Source organism: Butyrivibrio proteoclasticus P6B7, assembly GCF_000622085.1.
GTDB classification, from domain to species: Bacteria; Bacillota; Clostridia; order Lachnospirales; family Lachnospiraceae; genus Butyrivibrio; species Butyrivibrio proteoclasticus_A.
This window is the reverse complement of record NZ_JHWL01000005.1, coordinates 151,817-175,793: the sequence shown is the minus strand read 5'-3', so window position 1 is coordinate 175,793 and position 23,977 is coordinate 151,817. Positions and strand designations below refer to the sequence as shown.

The window sequence follows — 23,977 nt, the reverse complement described above, 5'->3', positions numbered from 1 at the left end:
TATAGATGTCTAAAGTATCACGTTCAACACATGCGGGAGGGACGTTATGCCAAGAGAAGAGATGCTTCCAAGTGAAAGTGAATGGATGATCATGGAGGTTCTGTGGAGATGTGGTCATGACCTTACATCAGCTGAGATAACGGACAAACTTCCGAAGTCTTCCAAGATGACACAGAGAATGGTAAGAGTTCTGATAAACAGACTTTGCAAAAAGGGAATGCTTACATATACCGTGGATCCCGATGACAGCAGAGTGTACCATTATACGGCGGCAAAGGGAAGAGAGGAATGCCAAAGAGCAAAGAGCAGTGCTTTCGTAGAAAGCTATTTTGAAGGCAACAGGCTTTCGGCTGCATTTGCATTATTAGATAAAGAAAACCTGTCAGAAGAACAGATTAAGGAACTGGAAAAACTCATAGCTAAGGCTAAAAAGAATAAGTAAGCTCATGGATGAGCAAAGGGGTAGTTATGCAGGGAATGCCATTATTCTTTAGAAACCTGAATATGTTTATAGAGTTTGTATGCGTCTATTTTGCGACCATACTTGGTTTTTGTGCGATCATATCAGTTTTTGTATTGGGAATCATTATGATTCTGCGAAGCTCACTGCTTTCTAAGAGCGTTTTTGGAAAGGCTGCTTTGTGGTGTCTATTGATTCCTATTATTTTTTGTGGGAAGCTTCATGTGTATTTTGAGACTAAGGCTGGTTTATATCTGATACTTTGGTGGCAGAACCTATGTATAAGCCACAAATGGATTGGTATGGTTTATATCATCGGTATACTAGCAATTGGATTCAGATATTGGTGGAGAAGAAAAAAGCTTACAGATTCAGTAAATCGCCTCTTTGATTCTGAAGAGCACAAATCAAAATATGTAATCAAGACGTTCCCAGGTGAGATGTCATCATTCTGTACTGGATGTTTAAGACCTGTAATTGTTGTCCCTGAGAGCCTCTCATCTGATGAAGCTGGGATTGTTATAAAACACGAAGAAACGCATATTATGCTTGGCCATATTTGGATACTCCTGGCATATGATATTTTGCGAGTTTTGTTGTGGCCTAATATACTTCTTCATATTTGTGTGAGCTTTTTTAAAAGAGATCTTGAGGACATATGCGATACTGTAACAATTCAGAGAAGTGGAATTGATGCATGTGATTATGGTGAGATTATCCTAGAATGCGCCAGAAACCTTGCTCAGACAAAGAAAAAATATGGCTGCGCGGGAGAAATGTCTTTTGCCTGGGATGATAGTTACAAAATCTTGAAAAAGAGATTGGAAAGGATTGTTTCCAGAAAAACCTATAATCCAAAGATGCTGGTCATTGGGACAGCTACTGTTGTGGCTCTGATTGTGGCTTCAGTGGGAATTATAAAAGCCAATTCATATAAAAGAACTAATGATATTGGCATGATAAGTGGCATTTGTTATACAGGAAATGTACAGAAAAACTATACAGATGTGGAAAGATCAATTGTAGTAGATTTTGATGATGAATATATTTACGTGGATGGAAAGGCTCTGTTAGAGCAATATCCTGAGGCAAAAGGAACAGATGAATGGTTTCACATTTCATCAGGCGGCTACTATAAGATCCCCGGAATCGGCGGAGGTGGTGGTTGGGCAGAGATAAATGCAAAAGAAATACATGATGGAATTATAAAGCTAGATAATCATACGGATATGGATATTTGGGACCGCATTATCATGTGGCTGTAAGGAGGTGATAATGCTGTGAATGGCGGATGGGAAGTAAATGTAAGCGGAAATACAACGCATTACAGAAAAAAACTCTATGATGCTTATGGGAATCATGTTGGAACCATAGGAATCTGCAAACCTACTAAACAGACCGGGAAAAAGAAAAAGGCAGCTCTTTACAGTTTCAAACAGGTTTCGTCACAGGTGCTTGCTGCTAAGACTTCAGGAAAAGCAGCACAGGTATCAACGAGCATAAGGATGAAGATAGGTCTTTTGCGTAAGCAGCTAAAGAACGGCGACTATGATGAAGAAGAAATCCTAAGGGCTATACTTCATGCAGAAATGGTCCAGCGTGCCTGTGACAAGAAAAAGAAGAATCTGAAGATGGAAGAACGGGCAGAAAGAGGCATTGAAAGTGAAGAAGAAATGCCGCTTGAGCCGGAAGAAACCATTGATGAAGAAGCTTCTGAGGAAGAAATTAAAGAGCTGGAACAGGAAGAGTTTGAAGCTCTTATGGAAAAGCTGGAGATGGCTGCTGAGGATATGATGGAGATGGCAGAAGGAACAGCTGAGCTTGATGAGGATCTGGATGAGATGGCAGAAGCTCTTTCCGGATCCATGACACCGGAAGACCTGGAGCAGCTAAAGGTAAAACACAGATCGGATGAGGCAAGGGACATCCTTAAAGCAGACCTAAAATATCTGAAAGCCTTGTTTGACAGGTTGCAAGCGGAAAAAGAAAATGTTGGGAAGGCTTCATTTTATGGAGGATATGACAGCGGAGTATCTTTATCACTTGGAGGGATGGATATGCCAGTAATGGATACAGTTTCACAGAGCTTGCCAGAGGAAACAGGCGGATTATTTGATGTTGAAGTATAGTTTTTTATACGAATATGATTAACAGATGTTAATAGAATTGATAAAAGGAGGTATCAAGTTATGAGTATAGGAATTAACACAAATTATGGAAACTACAATTACGCAGGTGCTAATAATATTGCTGAGCCTAGCTGGGCCAAAAATATCGAGAAAGACGAAAAGGAAGAATCCGTGGTAAATCAGCAGGGCGCTGTATACGAGAAGATGGCTGCCAAGGAGAACAGCAAGGAAGATGATTCTAAGGCAATCTATAAGAAATCAGCTACAGACAGAGCAGCTATTGTTCAGCAGATGAAAGCAGCGGAGGAACAGCAGAGAAAACAGTTGATGGCAATTGTTCAGAAGAGCCTGCAGGGACAGGTTGGGGCCTATGGCAAGGCTACAGGAAATAGCATGTGGCAGCAGCTCGCTGGCGGAAATATCAAGGTTGATGCAGCTACAAGAGCCCAAGCACAGAAAGATATTTCTGAAGACGGATACTACGGTGTAAAGCAGACATCCCAGAGACTGTTTGATTTTGCTGCAGCCCTTGCCGGAGATGATGTCGACAAGATGAAAGAGATGCAGAAAGCCATGGAAAAGGGATTCAAGCAGGCTACTAAGACCTGGGGACGTGAACTTCCGGCAATATGCAAAGAGACTATGAATGCGGCAAACAAGTTGTTTGAGGATTACTATCAGTCTAAAGAGATGGCTTGAGATGGCTTATTAGAATAATGGAGAACGCCTATGAATATAAACATGCAAGGGTTAAATCTTCTTAACAGACCTATGAGTAAAGCAACTCAGGACCGAATGGAAAGACAGGCCAAGCGTGATAATCAGATAGCTTTCTTTGAAAAACAGAAAGAAAACCTTAAGAATATGAAGACTAATTCTCTTGAGGATATCCAGAGAAAGCTCGATATGTTACAGCAGTATGATGATCAGATTGAAGCAGCTAAAGCCTCATATAACAACTCTCAGATGTTCCATATATTGGATGAGGCCAGAGAACGTGGTGAAAAGATTGCTGAAGAAGCTGAGAAGATGGCTCCAAAGACTCCGGAAGAACGTCGTGAAGAAATGATCGAGGAAGCAACCGGTATCGATAAGGATAAAGGTATTCTTTCTGAGGTCATGGATGAACTTGAGGATCAGATTGAAGAACTTACCGAAATGGCAGAGGACATGGCAGAGCTTAATGAAGAGAATCTTGAGGCGTTATCAGATGAAGAGCTTTCAGAAGCTGGCGCTGCTTCAATAGCACAGACAAAAGAACTAAATAACTTGCCAATTGACAAATCGGTGCCTGAAAAATACAGGCATGTTGATTACCACATATAAAGGGAAGGGATTCCGGGAAATAGCAAAGGAGGGTGGAAATATGTCAACGATCAGAGGATATTCACAGAGTAACTATTACGATAGCGCTGATAACGATTATAGCGCATATAACCAAAATGCCAGTTCATTTCTGGCTGGTTTAGGTATCAGTTCTGGAAATGGCAATAATAACGGCGTCATGGGAGGAATCAATCTTTTAGATTATGCAAGCATAAAGAACGGATCCTACAGAAAACTTGTTAAGGCCTATTATGCCAAGCAGAAAGCTGATGGTGCTTCATCAGGCAGGGATTCGTCTGCAAAACTCACTTCAATGGGAAGCATAGCAGGAACTCTGGCAAAGTCCGCAAGTGCTCTTATGAAGGACTCTCTTTGGGAAAAGAAACAGATCAAGACTAAAGATGAGAAGACGGGCGAAGAGACTACAAAAGAAGATATAGACCTGGATTCAATTACCAAGGCTGTAAAGTCATTTGTTGATAATTACAACAAAACTATTGAGAGTGCGGGTAATTCAAGCACCAAGGATGTTTTAAGAAATGCTGCATGGATGACCAAGACCACAAAGTCTACAGAAAGGCTTTTGGAACGAGTTGGTATATCTATAGGTGCTGATAATAAGCTGGAATTAGATGAAGATGCTCTTAAAAAGGCTGACATTAGCACTTTGAAGAGTGTATTTACAGGCTATAGCTCTTTTGCATCTAAGGTTTATGACAAGGCCCAGTCCATGACAAACGCAGCAGCAAGAGCAGGTGGCACGTATACTAGCACTGGAAACTACTCAGATGTATTGTCATCTATTTTGCCATCAAATATTGATAAAAAAGAGTGAGCGTGTATTGTGACAGGACTGTAAGGATATGTGTGATTTTAGCCGATATAATAATAGATAACTATTTTTGTAATTGATCATAGATCATGTACAAGGAGGTAGATGATTATGACAGGAATTAACACTACTTCTGCAAATAGACAGGTAAAAGACATTAGTCAGGAAATATATGCTGCAAAACTTCAGCGTGATGAGATACAGGCAAAGTCTGTAGATAAAGATGAAAACAGTGGCTTGCAGAATGCTATCGCGGAGAAACTAAGTGACAAATCTAACGTAAATACAGCTTTCTCTGATACGGCAGCAACCTTGTCTATTTCTGCTTTAGGTGCTGAAGAATTAGAAAGAATAAGAGATTCCTGGAATAACCATTCTGTCAGTGCTTTATATGAAGATGGCAAACCCGTAAGCAAAAATGCAGAAGGTATATATAAAATTGGCGGAGCAGCATTTAATGATGAGGAATTATCTGCTGCAAGAGATTTGATAACAGGTGTCGGAAGTCAGTTAAAGAATGGATATCTCAGTTACAGAGATTATGCAAAGATGGAAGTAGCGCAGAAGGTTGTTGATAAATATGCTTCCAATGGCTTTAATGAAGATCAGGCAAAAGCTATTAGCAAAGCCATGAAAGACTATAATAATAACCTGATCAGAACACAAGAGCGGCTACTGGCAAATAAGCAAACCAAGACTAATGATGATCCAGCATCCGGAAAGTACTTCGGCATTGAGGTTCATGTGCCAAATGAAGTTAGAAAATCATCTAATGAGTTTGCAAGCACAGATATAGCAACAAATCAGGAGCTTGTTGCTAGCATTCGTGACAACATCAGAAATACAGATTTTTCAGACAAAGAGGCGGTAAACAAATTAAAAGCCTCATATGATGAGTTGATGAGACCTGCTTATAGTTCACAATATCCAAAAAGCTATAAAGCTAATGTGGATGATGTGATATCAAAAGATATAAGCGATTTTCTTAAGCTTATTGAGTTTGAGGGTAAGTGGGAGAGATAACTAGGTTGACAATCAGACGGAAGATTTTCTATTAAGATATAGCTATTATTCAATATTCAAGATATAAAAGGGGCTGCAAGTAAAGCATAGCTTAAACTTGCAGCCATTCTATGTTGTTGACAATTATTTAGTGAGGCGTTTACTCATCAAGGTTTATATTCTCATGAATTCGCGTTTATGAATTCATGCGCGAGAATTCACATGTGACTTTTCGTCTTTATTTCTATTTTATTCAAAAAAGATGTTGTCAAATTCTATGACGACAGCCTGAATCCATTATTTCAGAAAAAAGCAGTAAGAATTAGCCCTGGCACGAGGGCGTGCTTGATTTCACGATGTTATTTTACGGCTAGATAGGTGAAATTAGAAATTAAGCAGTAAGCCGGCAAGTGGTCGATGGCCATTGAGTGAGAATCTATACTGCTAAAAATCGAAAAATCAAAATAGAGCCGTAGGGGAATTCTTTTTAGTACATCCCAAAATCTCAAAACGGAGAAAAAGCCGTAAACTTGAGGGGTATCCTGGAAATATGATTGGGAAGACAACCGGGAACGCGACAGCTAATAGAAAAACTAAATTCCACTTCTGATTGGTAAAGCCTCGGAAAGACTCATATTCTGCGGCTTTCTAGTGGATATTGACAAAATGATTATTAGTGATATCATAATGATATCAAATCAATTACACGCATGATAAAACCAAAAACAACAAACACACAACTAGCAATAGCGTGTAATCAAACACCAGGGCATAAGCCCATGGACATCACGGTTCAGTCAATGAGGAGGTATCATTATGAACGAGAACGTTAAAGAGAAAGTAATCAGTGGACATAAGAACGGTATGACAATGCTGCTTCTTGGAATAATACTTTATGTGGCAGCAACGCTGGGCGTTATATTTTCTGCAAGCATGATGGAGAGCGTAGATGGATTAGCGGGCACCATCATCTTTGTGCTTTGTCTCATCTACCTTTGCGTAGGCTGGCTCATCTTCCTTGGACTTAAGGTTCTTAAGCCAGGTGAAGCCCTTGTGCTTACTCTTTTTGGTAAATACATTGGAACCCTTAAGGGCGACGGATTCTTCTGGGTTAACCCATTCTGCACAGCCTTCAATCCAGCTGCAGAGACTAAGCTCGGACAGAGCGGAGACATTCACGAAGGCAAGAAGGGCGGCGTTTCATCCCTTCTTACAATCGAGGGAACAGGCGCGACTGCTAACCTTAAGGCTGGCGGCATTGATAAAAAGATCTCTCTTAAGGTAATGACACTTAGTAATTCCAAGCAGAAGGTCAATGATATCCTTGGAAATCCAGTAGAGATCGCAGTTGCAGTTATGTGGAAGGTTACAGACACAGCAAAGGCTGTATTTACAGTAGATAACTACAAAGAGTATCTTTCGCTTCAGTGTGACTCCGCAGTTAGAAACGTTGTTAAGCTTTATCCTTACGATGTAACTGAGAATGTGGATACAACAGGCGATGGCAAGGCAGATGACGGAAGCCTTCGCGGTTCAACAGAGACAGTTGCTAACAGGATCAAGGACGAGATTCAGTCTAAGGTTGAGAACGCAGGCATCGAGATTGTAGATGCAAGGATCACATATCTTGCCTACGCTCCAGAGATTGCAGCTGCTATGCTTCAGAGACAGCAGGCTTCAGCAGTTGTTGATGCTAGAAAGCTCATCGTAGACGGCGCTGTAGGAATGGTTGAAATGGCCCTTGAAAGACTTAATGAGAAGCAGCTTGTGGAACTAGATGAGGAGCGAAAGGCAGCTATGGTATCTAATCTCCTCGTAGTTCTTTGCGGTAATCACGACGCGCAGCCAATAGTTAACTCAGGAAGTCTCTACTAATATGGCAGAGAAGAAGCAGGTTCCGCTTCGTCTGAATGAGAAGTTATACAACGCTATTGCTGCCTGGGCTGAGGATGACTTCCGTTCAGTGAACGGACAGATAGAATATCTTTTAACTGAATGTGTCAAGCAGCGCAAGAAGGATGGGAAGTATGTGTCCCAGCATCTTGATGAGCCGCCTGAGTTCGATATCGAGTGATATACGCGTAATTATTTATAAGTACATGACATTTTAATAAGACAACAAGAGGTGACATTTATGAGTGATAATAATAGAACAGACAATATTCTAAATATGAATAATGTTGATAACAATAATCAGATTACAGACAGTGCTGACATTAAGAGTAAGAAAGCTACACTATTTAAGTATCTTGGCTGGTCCTTTGGTCTTGCCTGGGCAATGCAGCTCTTTATAGGCTATGCCAGCAGAACATCTACCGTAGGCGTTATCGACGCCAAGATAGTAATAGCACAGCTCTTCATGACGCTGATGATGTTCGTGCCACTACTATCCGTGATCCTGACTAAGCAGAAGCTTGGAAACATGGGCTGGAAGCCAAAGTTTAAAGGAAACATCGGTTATATTTTGTTTGCCTGGTTCATGCCAGCAATCCTTACAGCAATTGGTGCAGCCATCTATTTCCTGATCTTCCCAAGCCATCTGGATCTTACAGGTCAGGTGCTTGTGGACACCGCCGGATATGAGGCTCTTGAGCAGCTTGAGGCTCAGTGCGGAACATACCTTACATATATTGTGATATCTGGCGTAGCAGCCCTTACTTATGCTCCACTAATTAACATGATTCCTGCCGTTGGCGAAGAGGCCGGCTGGCGAGGCTACATGTATCCTGTGTTAAAAGAGCTATATGGTAAGAAAAAGGGTATTATCCTCGGAGGTATTATCTGGGGCATGTGGCACTGGCCACTGATGCTTCTCATAGGCTATGAATATGGAACAGCCTATAGAGGCTTCCCAACTGTGGGATGGGTTCTTTTTGCGATATATACAATAGCAATTGGTATTCTTTGCAACTATGTATATGAAAAGAGCCATTGCATCTGGATTCCAGCAATTCTTCACGGAGCAGTTAATGCTGCAGCCACTATTCCAGCAGCCATTACAACTTCAGAATCTGCGCCATATAGAATTCTGGGACCAGCTCCAATTGGACTGATAGCAGGCATTCCTATGATGATTGTGGCAGCTATTATCCTTTTCAAGACTACAAAGTCTGAGAACGATGCAGCTTGATATATCACATCCAAACCATAAGATAGTAGTTAGATGATGGTATTAGCATAATTAAAAGATTTGTATTAATATTTCTGCTACAAAAAAGGAGTCAAAGGAAAACGTTCCCTTGACTCCTTTAAGTTTAAATAATATCAGTTAGAACTTGTTGTTGCAGCCTCTGCAGCTGGTGCCTCAGCAGGAGCTTCTGTAGCAACTGAAGCCTCTGCAGCTGGTGCTTCAGCAGCAGGAGCTTCTGTAGCAGCCTGTGTAGCTGATGCATTGTTTGTTGTCTCTGTAGTTGTTGTAGCAGCTGTTGTCTCTGCGGTTGCCTCTACTGAAGCCTCTGAACTAGCTTCTGTAGCAGCCTCTGTTGTAGCTGTTGTAGCAGCCTCTGTGCTAACTTCTGTTGTTGAAGCATCAGCGCTTCCGTCTTCCATGTATCCGTAAGATGAAGCGTAAGCTGCAGCCTCTGATCCGTCCTCGCCGTTTGGCTTGATAACGTAAGGCTTAACTATTAAAGCAATGATTGCCACAAGTACAAGGCAAAAAACTACCTTTGCAATCTTTTTGATCTTTTTCTGTTTAGCGATTCTCTCCTTGCGGTGAGCCTTTTCTTTTTTGTAAGCGTCTACCTTTTCCTGACTCATATTACTATTCCCCATTTCTTAAAAAATATATTTGTGCTACAATCTCGCACAGGAATATATTATAAACATTAGTACACAAAAAGTCGAGAAGAAGTCTTATGAAATTTTATTTTGCCCCAATGGAGGGGATTACACAGTATCCACTTAGAAACACCCATAAAGAAATGTTCGGAGATTCCATAGACAAGTATTTTACTCCGTTCCTTACTGCCTCCAGCACCCATCACTTCAAGAACAGGGAAAAGAAGGATGCTCTACCTGAGAACAGTAGCTCTTTTGCCAATTATAAGGAAGAGATAGTTCCCCAGATAATGGCCGGGAACGCCGAGAACTTCATATGGGCCGCCCACGAAATGCACAAGCTTGGCTATAGCGAGGTTAATCTTAACCTTGGCTGCCCAGCTCCCACCGTGGTAAACAGGCGTAAGGGCGCAGGCCTTCTGCAGGATCCAACATATCTTGATGAGATGTTAAAAGAGATATTTACAGCCCTTTCAGAGGATGATATAGCTATTTCTTTAAAGACAAGGCTTGGCTTTACTGACGTGGCTGAAGCGGAGGCCCTCATGGGAATCTACGCTTCCTATCCGGTAAAAGAGCTAACAATCCATGCCAGAGTAAGAGAAGATTACTACAAGAATAGCGCAAGAATAGAGGCTTTCGATAGAGCCGTGGATATCTATAGAGAAAAGGGCGGAAAGGCAGACATTTGCTTTAACGGCAATATCTTTTCTAAGGAGGGTCTAGAGCGCTTCTCCAAGGAAAGCCGTGTATACAGTGAAGTCTCTGCTATCATGCTTGGAAGAGGTCTTTTATCTGATCCAGCCCTTGCAAGACAGTTAAAGGGAGGCGCGCCCCTGGATAAGGAAGAGCTTAAAAGCTACCTTAAAAGACTCTACGAAGAGTATGAGAAAATGATAAGCGAAGACAGGAACGTAATCTTCAAACTCCTTGAACACTGGGCTTTCTTGAATAGTAGATTTAAAGACAGTGATAAGTATATCAAGGCAATCAGAAAGGCCAGAAGCCGCGGAGAGTACATGGCTGCCGTAAGTAATCTGTTTGCCAAATGCGATTTCATGTAATTTTGCGGTAATGAATAATTGATTATATGGCATGTGTACAAATAAAATCATTAAACTAAGTAATAATACTACTTCTACATGTGCATAAATACGTGATATACTAATTGAAAATGTTTGATAAGTGAAGCTGCATTTGGCATGAAATAGTGTATGCTTAATTATTGCTTATTAGATTGGATGGGCTGGGGATGAAAAAAGAGTTTAATTGCGATAATAACAGAGATCATATTAAGAATGAAATAAAAGACATTGTGGACCTTATTCTTGATGACTACAGCAAGGGCAGAGATGTGGATAAGATGGACATCTTTAATCAGCCAGACAGAGACGCGGTTAAAGATATTGTTATCAAGCTTATAAGGATTCTTTTCCCTGGTTATTACAGAGATAAGGTTTATAAGAGCTATAACGACAACAACAGAATCGCCATTGTAATAGAGGATGTTATCTATAATCTGCAGAAGCAGGTGGCTATTGCCTTTAGACACAGTGAAGAGTACGCCAACGCTTCCGATGAAACCCTTGAATGTGGCGCCCGCAGAATAACACATGAATTCTTTAAAAAGATCCCACAGATAAGAGAATATGTTGATACTGATCTTCAGGCATGCTACGACGGAGATCCAGCTGCATATAGTAAGGAAGAGATTATTCTTTCTTATCCTGGGTTAACAGCATCAACGATAAATAGAATAGCACATGAACTTTATCTTCTTAAGGTGCCGCTTATTCCCCGCATGATGACTGAATATGCTCACAGTAAGACTGGAATTGACATTCATCCAGGTGCCACAATTGGCAAGTACTTCATGATCGATCACGGAACAGGCATCGTTATTGGAGAAACATCTGTTATTGGTGAGCACGTTAAGATCTATCAGGGTGTTACCATTGGTGGTCTTTCTACCAAGGGAGGACAGGCTCTTAAGGGAGTTAAGAGACATCCTACTATTCAGGATTACGTTACTATTTATTCCGGAGCATCAATTCTTGGTGGCGACACTATAATAGGAAAAGACTCAGTTATTGGAGCGAATGCATTTATCACAGCTTCAGTTCCAGAGGGCAGTAAAGTAAGCATGCAGAAGTAATTTAATAGGATTTTTCAAGGAGTCAAAGAGAATTATCTCTTTGACTTCTTTCATATAGAAAGAACTATATATATAACAGTTTAATAAACGCTAAAGTTTTTAATTTAATTGTCCGATAAAAACTATGACGGGAAGTATATGCCCGTATCTATCAGTCTATGACTGATTCAAGGGATTGAAGTTTTTAGTACACGGACGTACGCAAGCAAGATTTTTGGTAATACTTTTGTGGAGGTACGTGCACTATGATGAGATCACTTTGGTCAGGAGTCGCAGGTCTTAAAACCCACCAATTAGAAATGGATGTCATTGGTAACAACATTGCCAATGTTAATACTACTGCATATAAATCCCAGGCAACTGGATTCCAGGATGTTCTTTACCAGACAGTAAAGAATGGAACCGGTGCTGGAAATAACATGGGAGCAACCAATATTTCTCAGGTTGGTCTTGGAAGTAAGGTGGGCTCCATCTATACCAACATCGCTAAATCAGGATCAATGCAGACAACAGGAAATGCCTTCGATCTTATGATAACAGGCGATTCTTTCTTTATAATTACACCTGATGTTTCCAGCGGAATCATGAACTTTTCAAGAGATGGTTCTTTTACCATTGATGCCGAGGGTAATCTTGTAACCCAAAATAACGGTTATTACGTAATGGGTGTTTTGGGTGATACCCAGGTAAATGGCGCAGCTCAGGCACCACTTAGCCTCATTAATGAACAGACCAAGCATAGAGATGGAACAGCCACCAGCGAAGCATACTTTAAGGGCAATATCGATAGTTATGATACAGCCCTTAAAGAGGGTAAGGCTCTTAGAATCGAAGTCTTTGGAACAGACGGAGAGACATATACACTTAAGTTTAATTTAACAAGCACTGATGAGGATAACGTTTTCAATCTTGCTCTGTCCAACGTTCAGAACAAAGATGGAAAGATCTTTAAGTTTGAAGGAGATACAAGTTACAACCTTGTATATGATAAACACTCAGGAGATTTCCAGTCAGCTAATGGTGATACTTCAGGATATGTTAATTTAAACCTTGGAGGCGATGCTTCCGTTATCGGTCCATTACGAATGGATCTTAGGTACACCAGTAACTATGCTGGCACCATGGGAAGCCATTCTTCATCAATCTACGGATATAAAGGTGATGTACAGGGACTTAACAAGGGCTATGCCAACGGTGATATGAATGGCATTTCTTTCTCCACTGACGGATCAATACATGCCAGCTATTCAAACGGTGAGACTGTAAAGATTGCTCAGATAGCAGTTGCAGAGTTCAACAATGCCATGGGTCTTGAAAAGGTTGGAGATAATCTCTACGCAGCTTCTCTTAACTCAGGAGAACCAATGATCATGGATATCACTGAGGACGGCGGTTACATGTCATCTGGCGTTCTTGAGTCAAGTAACGTGGACCTTGCCAAGGAGTTCACAGATATGATTACCACCCAGAGAGGTTTCCAGGCTAATAGTAAGATCATTACTACATCCGATGAGATGTTACAAATACTAAGAGGCCTTAAATCATAAGTAATACCTAGGGAACTTCTTTAAGGAAACCTAAATACTGATAAAAATGTTTTTGAAATTTTGATACACTGAGCCAGACTGCGTTCTGGCTCATTTTTGTGGAAACTGTGTTTTTTTTGTGAAAAAGTAGTTGTATTCTTAGTTGCCATGGTATATATTTTCTTTACAAGGTTTATGGGTAATCTTAATTAAACGGGCTTGGAGTTAAAATTAGTTAGTTTAATAGGGATTGAAGGGCAAAGCTATCGAAAGATAGTGACGCAAAGCTAAAGGGCCTTATTCACAGTATTATATTGTGACAGGCAGCCAGTTGCTGGTGCGAGCAGATCGCACTATGAGAAATGGCCGTGTCTGTGTGTATTTTTATACCAGGCGGCTTTTTTATTGAAGTTTACAGTACAGTATTGAGTTCACGGATGAACAGATGACATTAAATTAAATATGTCACAGGTACAAGGACAGTAGATTATCGACGCAATTGACAAAACACTTACTTTGCAATCGCCCCTAAAGACTAGATGATAATAGGGTATTTTGCAGAGGATGTCTTTGCAAAATACTTTTTTTGTGCAGATTTTTAAGGGTGGAAAATGGCAGAAATAAATCTTAAGAAGTTAAGCAGAGCAGAGCTCCTGGAGATGATGATCCATTTCTCTGAAGAGACTGAAGCTGCTAAGAAGCATGAAGAAGAGTTAAAGGAAGAACTGGAAAAAGAAAAGCTTCAGATACAACGCGAAATGGCCGAGGAAAGAGCAGCGATGCTCAAGAGCTTTGATGAAGAAAAAGCTCAGATGAGAGCAAAATTTGCGGAACAGAAAGCAGAAATGCAGGCCAAATTCGATAAGGATATAACAGGTTTAAAGGCTAGGCTTTCTAGGGAGAAGGCAGAACTTCAGAATCAGGTTGATGATGCCCTCCTTAAGATAGAAAATTCACAGTCTCTTGCCGAGGCTTCAATCCAGCTCGGCGGAATCATGGAAGCAGCTCAGAAATCAGCAGATCTTTACGTCCAGACATTACAAAAGAAGGCCGAGCTTGAGTACCTTGATTTCAAGAAGGAACTTGAACAGGTCAGAGCTCAGATGATGACAGGCGCGCAGAACGCGGCTGCCTCACAGGGGGATTCTGCGGCTTCCACAGATGACACCGAGAAAAAAGAAGAGACAACAGTAAAGAAGACACGAACAACAAGAAAGAAAAAGACAGAAACTGCAGAGGAAACTGAAGATAAAAAAACTGCAGTAAAGAGAACAAGAAAGACAACTAAGAAGACTACAGAAGAAACAGAAGTTGAAGCTAAGGAGGAAGCTACTCCAAAGCGCACCAGAAGAAAAAAGAGTGAGAACGTAGATGAGTGATGTAAAGGTTACTAAGCCCTCTATTGATGAGCTCAGGAAAGAACTTAAAAGAGAGAACAGTAAAAAAGAATATAAAAAGGTTCTTAGAAACACCCTGATCGTAGTCATCGTAGTGGCTGCCCTGGCCGTACTTATATCAAGTTTCTTTGTAACAGTGCTTAAGGTTACAGGTGATAGCATGACACCTACACTGGAGACCGGTCAGATAGTAATAGCCAAGAACAGTACTTCATTTGAACCAGGCGATCTACTTGCTTTCTATTATAACAACAAGGTTCTTGTAAAAAGAGTTATAGGCTCTCCTGGAGACTGGATCAACATAGACGAAGCAGGAAACGTTACAGTTAACGGAGTTGTTCTAGAAGAAGAATATGTAACGGAAAAGAGCTTGGAACCTACCGATATAGAATTTCCATATCAGGTTCCTGAGAACAGATGGTTTGTTCTTGGAGATCACAGAAGTGTATCAATAGATTCAAGATCTAACGTAGTAGGTTGCGTAACTAAGGAGCAGCTGATTGGTAAGGTAGTATTTAGAGTATTCCCGTTAAACACATTTGGCGGATTATGATAAGAAGTTTCAAATAATAGTTTTAGATTGAGGTGTTGACCATGCGCAAAGTTGATGAGAATCGCGCAGAAAATTACATAAAGAAGCACAGCAGATACAAAAAATGGCTTGCTTTCGCTATGTGCATTTCTCTTTTTACAGGAACAGTTACACTGTACATCCTGAATAAACCAGCTACTGCTATGACAGAGGAAGGAGCTCAGGCCCTTGGCATTGTACTTGAGACCGCAGACAGCGACTTCGAGCAGGGACTTATTGAACAGATGCAGGCTGAAAAAGAGCAGCAGAATAACGATGACAACAACGGTGATGGCGACAATGGAGATAATTCTGGTGATAATCAGGGAGACTACGTATCTGGCGATGAAGGCGGAAACGGCGATGATGGAAATGCCGATGACGCTGGCGATACAGAGAATGGTTCCGGTGATTCAGAGGAAGGCAGCAAGGAGAACACAGCGGACAGTTCATCAGCCAGCACAACAGGTGCTTCTGATGAGGAAGAGGCTTCAGATGCAGCATCAAGCGCTAGCAGCGATGCAAGTAGCGATGCTTCCAGTGATGCAAGCAGCCTTGCTTCTACAGAGGATAAAAATCTCGAGGTTGTAAAAGAGGTTTCTCTTTCAGCAACAATCATCGATGAGTTCGGAGAAGAGATAGATCCAGACAAGTATTCAGACATTGAACTTCCAGAATTTGGGGAAGTCCTCGTTCTTGATGATGTAGATAATGCTCCATATGACAACGTTAAGGTTAAGACAGGTTCTTTCAAGACAGTTACTTATTCATATGTAAAGGCAACAGTTGACAGCAAGGTAATCACAGCTATCAAGAAAGAGACAGTGGAAGGCGTTTCTTCTAAGAATTCAGAAGAGGAAACAGACTCAGCTTCAGCAAGTGCTGAGAACACAAACGAGACAGAGACAAGCTTCGTTACAGTTTATTCTTACACAACTGACGGAGAGAACTATACAAGATTTGAAGAGGATACAGTTATCAAGTTTGTTTACTCCATGGGAGATCAGACTGAGTATGTATACTCTGACGGTGATGTTAGCATCACTGCCAAGCTTCAGATTCCTGGTGCTATTCCAGAGGATGCAGAGCTTGTAGTAACTAAGATCACAGCAGATACAAACGGATACAACTACGACGCTTATCTTGGCGCCCTTAATGATAATGCACAGGCAATTGCCGATGATGCAGGTTTTGATTCAGCAGCAGAGTACACAGATGAAAATACTCTTATGTATGACATCGCATTCATGTACGAAGGCGAAGAGGTTGAGCCAGCAGAGGGTGCAGTAAGCATCAGTATTGAATTTAAGGAAAAGCAGCTTACTAACGAGCTTTCAGTTTTATCAGAGGAAGAGATTGCAGTAGTTCACCTTCCTATCAAGGAAGAGGTAAAAGAGTCTTCTGAGATCACAAGTACTGTAGAGGCAACAGATATCACAGCAAGCGATATCGAGGTTAAGACCCTTACAGATGCTACATGTGAAGTTACTAGCACTGAGAAGATTGAATATAGCGTAGACAGCTTCTCAATTTTCGCAGTTACTGTATATCAGAACCACGAGGCTGGGACAGATACATTTGAGACAGTTCTCGGTGATGCAGTTAACTTTGGTATTGTTTCTAACTACCTTAACTTAAAAGAGTCAGAGACAAACTTTGCAACAATGAATCTTGTGGCTCAGGCCCAGGATGGTAATGACCTTACTAATATTGCTGAGCAGACATTTATTGCAGCAGCTATTTCACAGGGTTCATTCCAGCTTAAGGGATTCCCAGCATACTTTATTACTCCTGTTGAGTTCCAGCAGTTTGTATCACACTCTTCAGGTGCAACATACCTTAAGTTTGATTCAGGATATTCATTTGGTGAGCTCTACAACATAGTTGATGACATGATGAACTACATTAGGAGCGCATCCAAGGATCTTGCCAGCAGAAAAGACAATGCTTCATTAAAGTATGATGAAACTATAGGCAAGTATGTGGTTAATACAAGAGGTTATGGAGCTGGAACCTATTACGTAACACTTAATCAGAACGATATGAACAATATCAACGAAGCTGGAAAGCTTTGCATTTATAAGGATTCTGATCAGACAATCGTATTTAACGTAACAGCATCCGGAGCTATCCACAGACAGAAGTTCCTTGTAAGTGTTGACGGTGGCGAGCTTAAGGATACAGATACAATTTCAAACTCAAGCAGCTACAACCACATTACTCAGTCACTTATCTGGAACTATATAAATGCTAACGCAGTATACTGTGATGGCCCTCAGACAGGTGTATGCATCTCTGGACAGACAGATGCCAACTGGTACAACAATGCAACAAGTTCAGGATGGCTTGCATTCCCTGGTGTATTCATTGGATCAGGTGAGTGGCACAACACATACACAAATGTTAAGCAGATTAGTGGAACAGCTCAGTTCCAGGCTTATAAGAACATAAATGGTGAGGCTTCAACAGTTGATGGCTTCAAGTTCACTCTTTACAAGCAGGATTCTTCAGTAGAGGGTGGCTGGAAAGAAGTTGAGACAGTATTTAACGACAGCCAGACACCTCACAACGTTGTATTTACACCAATCACTTATGGTGGAAGCACTGGTAATACAAGTTCTAATTATCAGTACGTTTCTATTAACAGTGTTGGAGCAACAGAGAGCTTTGTTTATAAGATTGTTGAGACTCAGGGAACAACAGATACAGCAGGTAATGCTTATGTACCTGATACCACTGAGTACTATGCTAAGGTTACTGTTTCTATAGACAAGCAGAACAACCACACAAGCTCAACATATTACAGAGTAAGTACTCCTGAATACTACACAGATGAGGCTTGCACAACCCGTGTTAACATAGACGGAGACAACATTCCGGTATTTAACAACACCACTTATGAAGGTGTTCTTGGAATTGCTCTTAAGAAGTACTTAAATGGCGGAGATCCAGGAGAGCTTAAGTTTAACTTCACAGTAAGATACCTTAAGAGTGATGGAAAGCTTGCAATCCTTACTGAGAACCTTACTAATGATGGATCAAACATTTCTTATACCTTTGATTATGATGGTAACTTCATCACTAATATTAAGGAGAAGGATAAGGATGTACCAAATATTATCCTTGTAATTACTGAGAATGATATTACTGAAAAGAGTAGTGGTGTAACAACCAAGAAGGATAAGGATTACATCATTGTAAGAATCAAGAACCCAGGTAAAGACAATCAGTCAATCATGTACATGAAGTTTAAGGCTGAATCTGAGACTGGTAAGAATGATAACGATCAGAAACTTTTAACTAACATTGAAAATTCTGCTTTCTTTGAGACTTGCAAGGATGTTCTTGTAGATGCAGTAACAGGAAGCAGCAGAGCAAACCATGTAATCGCCAACCAGGACGAGATTGCTTTTTACAACACAGGTGGTGGAGATCTTCGTATCCACAAGATGGTTGTTAACGACTTTGGTTCAGGCTTTGTAAGAGATAATACAGGAACAGCTCTTTTATCAAACGTTATGTTCCGTATCACCAATAATGCAACTGGTAACTACATTGTATTTAAGGGCTTTACAGGACATGCCGGAGATAAGGGAGAGGCAGTTGAGTATGACGCTTCTCACAAGGATACAGGCAACAGATATACAGTTGTTTATAACCAGAGTGCACAGTGGACTATTATTGGTATTCCAGCTGGTACATATACAGTAGATGAGGTTGCAGATGGTCTTACACTTGAGTACAACCCATCAACCAACACAAGTACGCCTATTGAAGAGACAAACCTTTCTCGTGTTACAAAGTACGATGTAACTGTGGATAACGAGTCAGGTGAGGATAAATACGGATACGGCGGACAGAACCTTAGAGCAGTATTCTCAGTAGATATTCCTAATCACCTTGATCAGGGACCTAACTACGTTAAGGTTGGATCTGCAGAGGTTGGAAATACAACTCATACCCAGACAGTTCAGGTATGTAACTACTACAGCATTCCTGTTGGTCCTATCCAGATAACCAAGAACTTCTCTGGTGGAACATGGACTGATGATATGGAATTTACCTTCAAGATTGAGCCTGCTGGTTATACAGCAACTTCATCTGAAGGAAATGGTGTGACACTTAAGTCTCAGCCAATGCCTACAGTTACAAATGTAACCAGCACTTATGTTGAGAACAATGTGACTAAGCATACCTACGAGTCCCACGTTGAGGATACAGTAACACTTACTAAGGCAGATGCTACTTATGCAGATGGTAAGTACACAGCAGTTGCCAAGTTTGCTTCTATACCATTTAGATTTGAAGGAACTTATTACTACAAGATAACTGAGGTTAACACTGGAATAGACAGTGTAAGCTACGATACAACAGTGTACTACGTTAAGATCGTTGTATCCAAGAAATACACACAGTTCAATAAGACTTATACACGTGCTAACATGTCTAACCCAGAGAAGTACACATCAGATACAACACTTAGAGAAGACTTCTATTATCTTGGTGCTGACGTTTATTACTCAGATGATGAGAACTTTAACAACATCCTTGCTACTTGCGAGCTTCATCTTGGTGCAGATCCAGATACAGTTGATCTTGAAGCCAATGAGTTCATAGTAAGCTACAGCAAGGGCGGAGTTGAGAATGTTGCCTTTAACAACTCAATATCAGGTAACCTTTCAGTTTCAAAGGTTTGGCTTGATGCTAACGGCAATGAAGACTTCGATGGTCACACATCTCTGACACTTTACATCTGGCAGAGACCTGAGAACAGCTCAGAATGGACAGTTTACGGTTCAGTTCAGCTTTCAGGAGATAATAACTGGCAGCAGGAAGTTACTGGTCTTCCAGTATCAGATGAAAACGGAACTAAGTATGTTTACACCGTAAAAGAGACAGATGATTATGTTGCTACATATTCTGTCAGATATTACTACAACGGTGTTGAATATAACGCTAACTCACAGGATAAGATCACAGTTGGCGGTGAGAGTGTTAAGGATACAGGTTATGTAATGACTCTTGGAGGTGACGGAAAGAGCTACGGCGCTGTAAAGGTTACTAACAGAGCATTCAACACCAACATGCTTCCTTCTACTGGAGGAATTGGTGATAAGCCATTTACAACACTCGGTTTGTTACTTATTATCTTAGCTTTATTTGGCGGAGCTTTCGCCTATATAAATAAAGACAAAAACAACAAGATTCAAAAGGAGAGGACAATGAAAGGAATTAAGAAACTAATCATGGGACTCCTCGTATCAATCATGGTACTTGGAGCAAGCATCACAGCTTTCGCAGCAGACGGAAGCATCACAATTTCTAATGCCAGAAAAGGCCAGGAATACAATGCATACCGCGTATTTGATTTCGTGGTTGCAGAGGCTGAGGGCACAAATGCAGATGGCAAGTTTAACGGCGGTGTTTACAAGCTTGCAGCTAAGTTTGCTGAAAAGAATTTCACAAGCTCATACTTCACAGTAGGCGACAACGATATTCTTGATGTATCAGCAATCAAGACAGATGCTGACGCAGCAGCTTTCGGTCAGGAAGTTCTTGCATTTGCTAAGGCTAATGGCATTGAGCCTGATGGAACAGAAACAGCTACAGGCGAAGAGAAAGAGCAGAAAATTACAATCAATAATCTTGAGTATGGTTACTATGTAATCGATTCTTCACTTGGTGCAGTAGTTACTGTTGATACAACAGCTCCTTTCGCAGAAGTTAAGGATAAGCAGGACGTTCCTAACCTTGACAAGACTGTAACAGAGAATTCAACAGGCGAGACAAAGCTTTCAGAGAACAGCGCTCAGATCGGTGAGACAGTTCTTTTCACAATCGATGCTGATCTTAAGGCAAACGGTGAGAACTATGTGATCGTCGATAAGATGACAAAGGGTCTTACACTTGTTGAGGATTCATTTGAGTATTCATTCACAAACGGTGAGGTTGCTCACGATGCTCCAGTTGTAACAAAGAACGCTGATGGTTCAACAGAATTCAGCATTAAGTTCACAGCAGTTCCTACAAAGGATACAGTTTGCACAGTTACATATAAGGCAGTAGTTAACACAGACGCTGAGATCTACACAGGAACAAACAAGAACGAAGCTTACCTTAAGTATGGTAACGATTCAGAGACAACACACAAAGAGACACTTACAAAGACATACCCAATGGATCTTTTAAAGGTTGCTGAGGGAACAACAACTGTTCTTGATGGCGCTGAGTTCGAGATGTACAAGAACACAGATGGTTCAAAGCTTACATTCTCAGTTTCAGCTGATGGTTACACATACACAGTTGATCCTAATGGTTCAGAGACAATAATTAAGACACTTGCTGACAAGGCAATCAGAATCAATGGTCTTGATACAGAGACATATATCCTTGTTGAGACAAAGGCTCCAGCTGGATATAACCTTCTTGCTACAGATGCAACAGATTCAAAGGGAACAGAGTACCAGCACGCTAAGGCAGTTACAATTCCTGAGACATCAACAACTTCAGAGGCTTATGTTGCAAAGGTTGAGGATAGCACAGGATCACTTCTTCCTTCAACAGGTGGAATTGGTACAACAATCTTCTACATCGTTGGTGGTGTACTTGTAGTAGCAGCAATCGCTTTCTTCATTCTTCGTAGAAAAGCTGATGTTGAGTAATTAAGAATTATAGGTTTCAAAGTAGTTTAGTTTTTATTTGAATCTTGTTTCTTATCTATAGAAACCAACTGTATTTCCCGGAGGTTTCTCCGGGAAGTACAGATATGATTCAAAGAACCCTTTATGGATCCAATCTAGGAAAATGGGATGAATAAAAAGAAATTAAAAAAACAGATACCAAATATAATATTTGCCCTTATTTTTCTCGTTGGAATCAGCATTTTTTTGTATCCTTCAGTTAGTAACTATATCAACTCCAAACATCAGTCAAAAGCGATTTCTAACTATCAGGAAATGCTTGCATCAATTCCTGAAGAGGATTACACAGCATTTTGGCAGGCAGCTTATGAGTACAACGAAGAGCTGGCCCAGAAGCCACTTAACTTCTCTTTGACAGAGGAGGAACTTGAAAAGTACAACAGTATACTTGATCCTACAGGAACAGGTATAATGGGATATATTGAGATAGAGAACATAGGCGTCAGCCTTCCAATCTATCACGGAACAGAAGAGTCTGTTCTTCAGGTAGGTATTGGACACCTGGAAGGAACTTCATTCCCAACAGGAACAAACAATACACATGCAGTTTTATCAGGACACAGAGGCCTCCCATCCTCTAAGCTATTCAGTGATCTTGACCAGATGATAGTGGGAGATACATTTTTATTACACATATTGGACCAGACCTTTGCTTATCAGATAGATCAGATCAATATCGTTCTTCCTGAGGAAGTAAATTCACTGGCAATCGTTGATGACAAAGAATATGTCACGCTTGTGACCTGTACACCATACGGTGTTAACACTCACAGGCTCCTAGTAAGAGCAAAGCGTGTTGATTATAGTGAAGAGACTAAGCTGATAGTACCAGCGGACGCAACAAGATATAATACACTTCTTATTGTGCCATTTATTGCAGGACCTTTACTGGTACTTGCACTCATCATATATATAATAATGACTTCTAAGTTTGTTAAGAAGTTGCGAAAAAGGAAATAAGCAGTAATATAAAGCTGTAGGCTTTATACGAGGAAATATTTATGAACAAGACAAATATTATTCTAAAACGAATAATGATGGCGATTATGAGCTTTGCACTCATGATTACTGGATTCTCATTTACTTCTTTTGCAAGAGGTGAGATTGACCTTAACCAAAAGGGTGAGATGACAATCGTTTACCAGTATGAAGAGGATGCCAATACCACTAAGATCTTTTCCGGATTACAGGTGTATGCTTATAGAATTGCCAGCGTAACAAGTACTGGTGTGTATTCTCTTTTAACACCATATGACAGCTTCCCTGTTAAGGATCTTAATACAATTACAGATTCAGACCAGATGAGTGAAGCTTCTGACTGGTACAAGGTTAAGAATCTTGTAGAGGGCTATATCCTTTACAATAACGTTTCTCCTGACGCTACAGTTACAACTAACGAAAAGGGAGAGGCACATTTTACTAACTTAGAGCTTGGTATCTATCTTGTTAAGACTAATACAGTTGAAGAAGAGGATTGTACATATACTTTCAATTCTTTCCTCATCGCTGTTCCAGGTCTTGATGAGAATGATGAATGGGTCAACCCGGTATACACAGTAGCAGGTCGTGCTAAGTGTGAGAAAAAAGAAAAGATTAAGAACCACTACTTACTCAACAAGAGATGGTCAGATTCAGGATATGAGAACCAGAGACCTTCTTCTATTACAGTGGATATCTACAGAGATGGGGAGCTTTATCAGACAGTTACTCTTAGTTCAGATAATAACTGGACTTACGAGTGGGAATATGTTGGAAGCTATAAGTGGACCTTTGCTGAGCATATAGATGCAACACTTACTTACTCAGTATCACTTACAGAGAATGGTGGCGAGTATTTCATCACTAACTCTTACAATCCACCTGATACACCAGATACTCCAGATACACCAGATGAGCCACATGAGCCAGACGAACCAGGACTTCCAGATCTTCCAGATGTACTTGGAGCAATAAGGGATCTTCCAGCAGTACTTGGTGCAAGAAGACTTCCTCAGACAGGTCAGCTTTGGTGGCCACTTCCAATCCTTGTGATTGCAGGTCTTTTCCTTATCATCAAGGGCTTTAGGAAGAACATGAAGAACGCATAATGACTTGATTC

The 23,977-nt window shown here is 40.7% G+C and carries 19 protein-coding genes and 1 riboswitch; of the genes, 18 read left to right on the top strand and 1 reads right to left on the bottom strand.

Annotated elements, in window-relative coordinates; translation table 11 throughout:
- Positions 1-46: 46 nt before the first annotated feature.
- The 10 genes from T541_RS0106680 (at position 47) to T541_RS19030 (ending at position 8,879) form a co-directional block, all read left to right on the top strand.
- A complete protein-coding gene (locus T541_RS0106680) occupies positions 47-442 on the top strand; it encodes a BlaI/MecI/CopY family transcriptional regulator (RefSeq protein WP_026651964.1) in 396 nt (131 codons plus the stop codon).
- Positions 443-684: 242 nt separating this feature from the next.
- Positions 685-1,725: a M56 family metallopeptidase gene (locus tag T541_RS0106675; RefSeq protein WP_197025147.1), complete on the top strand. Its 1,041-nt coding sequence runs from the start codon at positions 685-687 to the stop codon at positions 1,723-1,725.
- Positions 1,726-1,740: 15 nt separating this feature from the next.
- Positions 1,741-2,589, top strand: coding sequence for a hypothetical protein (locus T541_RS0106670; RefSeq protein WP_026651962.1), 849 nt, complete (start codon positions 1,741-1,743; stop codon positions 2,587-2,589).
- A gap of 60 nt (positions 2,590-2,649) precedes the next feature.
- Positions 2,650-3,288: a hypothetical protein gene (locus tag T541_RS0106665; RefSeq protein ID WP_034466312.1), complete on the top strand. Its 639-nt coding sequence runs from the start codon at positions 2,650-2,652 to the stop codon at positions 3,286-3,288.
- Between the two features lie 30 nt (positions 3,289-3,318).
- On the top strand, positions 3,319-3,915 hold the full coding sequence (locus T541_RS0106660) for a hypothetical protein (protein WP_026651960.1): 597 nt from the start codon (positions 3,319-3,321) through the stop codon (positions 3,913-3,915).
- A 40-nt stretch (positions 3,916-3,955) separates the two neighbouring features.
- Positions 3,956-4,750: a hypothetical protein gene (locus T541_RS21090; RefSeq protein WP_242840757.1), complete on the top strand. Its 795-nt coding sequence runs from the start codon at positions 3,956-3,958 to the stop codon at positions 4,748-4,750.
- A 108-nt stretch (positions 4,751-4,858) separates the two neighbouring features.
- Positions 4,859-5,770 (top strand): hypothetical protein, encoded by a 912-nt coding sequence (locus T541_RS0106650; RefSeq protein ID WP_026651957.1) that lies wholly within the window; start codon positions 4,859-4,861, stop codon positions 5,768-5,770.
- Positions 5,771-6,565: 795 nt separating this feature from the next.
- Entirely contained in the window at positions 6,566-7,624 is a 1,059-nt protein-coding gene (locus T541_RS0106645; RefSeq protein WP_034466308.1) for an SPFH domain-containing protein, read from the top strand.
- A gap of 1 nt (position 7,625) precedes the next feature.
- Positions 7,626-7,823 (top strand): PTS ascorbate transporter subunit IIC, encoded by a 198-nt coding sequence (locus T541_RS0106640; protein ID WP_026651955.1) that lies wholly within the window; start codon positions 7,626-7,628, stop codon positions 7,821-7,823.
- 60 nt (positions 7,824-7,883) lie between these two features.
- Entirely contained in the window at positions 7,884-8,879 is a 996-nt protein-coding gene (locus T541_RS19030; RefSeq protein WP_051538126.1) for a CPBP family intramembrane glutamic endopeptidase, read from the top strand.
- 134 nt (positions 8,880-9,013) lie between these two features.
- Here the strand turns inward: T541_RS19030 and T541_RS19025 are convergent, their stop codons facing one another.
- Complete coding sequence (locus T541_RS19025; protein WP_034466304.1) at positions 9,014-9,508, bottom strand: hypothetical protein; 495 nt, start codon at positions 9,506-9,508, stop codon at positions 9,014-9,016.
- A gap of 98 nt (positions 9,509-9,606) precedes the next feature.
- Between T541_RS19025 and T541_RS0106625 the strand changes: the two genes are divergently transcribed.
- From T541_RS0106625 to T541_RS0106590, 8 genes are all read left to right on the top strand, one after another.
- Positions 9,607-10,593 carry a tRNA dihydrouridine synthase gene (locus T541_RS0106625; RefSeq protein ID WP_026651954.1) on the top strand — a complete coding sequence of 329 codons (987 nt, stop codon included), beginning with the start codon at positions 9,607-9,609 and terminating at the stop codon, positions 10,591-10,593.
- Positions 10,594-10,781: 188 nt separating this feature from the next.
- Complete coding sequence (gene epsC, locus T541_RS0106620) at positions 10,782-11,684, top strand: serine O-acetyltransferase EpsC (protein ID WP_034466300.1); 903 nt, start codon at positions 10,782-10,784, stop codon at positions 11,682-11,684.
- 245 nt (positions 11,685-11,929) lie between these two features.
- On the top strand, positions 11,930-13,231 hold the full coding sequence (locus T541_RS0106615) for a flagellar hook protein FlgE (protein ID WP_026651952.1): 1,302 nt from the start codon (positions 11,930-11,932) through the stop codon (positions 13,229-13,231).
- 225 nt (positions 13,232-13,456) lie between these two features.
- A riboswitch (cyclic di-GMP riboswitch) is annotated at positions 13,457-13,549 on the top strand.
- A 272-nt stretch (positions 13,550-13,821) separates the two neighbouring features.
- A complete protein-coding gene (locus tag T541_RS21620; RefSeq protein WP_051538125.1) occupies positions 13,822-14,589 on the top strand; it encodes a hypothetical protein in 768 nt (255 codons plus the stop codon).
- Positions 14,582-15,160, top strand: a complete 579-nt coding sequence (gene lepB / locus T541_RS0106605) for a signal peptidase I (RefSeq protein ID WP_026651951.1) — start codon at positions 14,582-14,584, stop codon at positions 15,158-15,160. Before T541_RS21620 ends, lepB begins: the two co-directional genes overlap by 8 nt.
- 41 nt (positions 15,161-15,201) lie before the next feature.
- Positions 15,202-21,840: a SpaA isopeptide-forming pilin-related protein gene (locus T541_RS0106600; protein WP_026651950.1), complete on the top strand. Its 6,639-nt coding sequence runs from the start codon at positions 15,202-15,204 to the stop codon at positions 21,838-21,840.
- 147 nt (positions 21,841-21,987) lie between these two features.
- Positions 21,988-22,839 carry a class C sortase gene (locus T541_RS0106595; RefSeq protein WP_026651949.1) on the top strand — a complete coding sequence of 284 codons (852 nt, stop codon included), beginning with the start codon at positions 21,988-21,990 and terminating at the stop codon, positions 22,837-22,839.
- Between the two features lie 41 nt (positions 22,840-22,880).
- Complete coding sequence (locus T541_RS0106590; RefSeq protein WP_026651948.1) at positions 22,881-23,966, top strand: Cna B-type domain-containing protein; 1,086 nt, start codon at positions 22,881-22,883, stop codon at positions 23,964-23,966.
- The last annotated feature ends 11 nt before the right edge of the window (positions 23,967-23,977 follow it).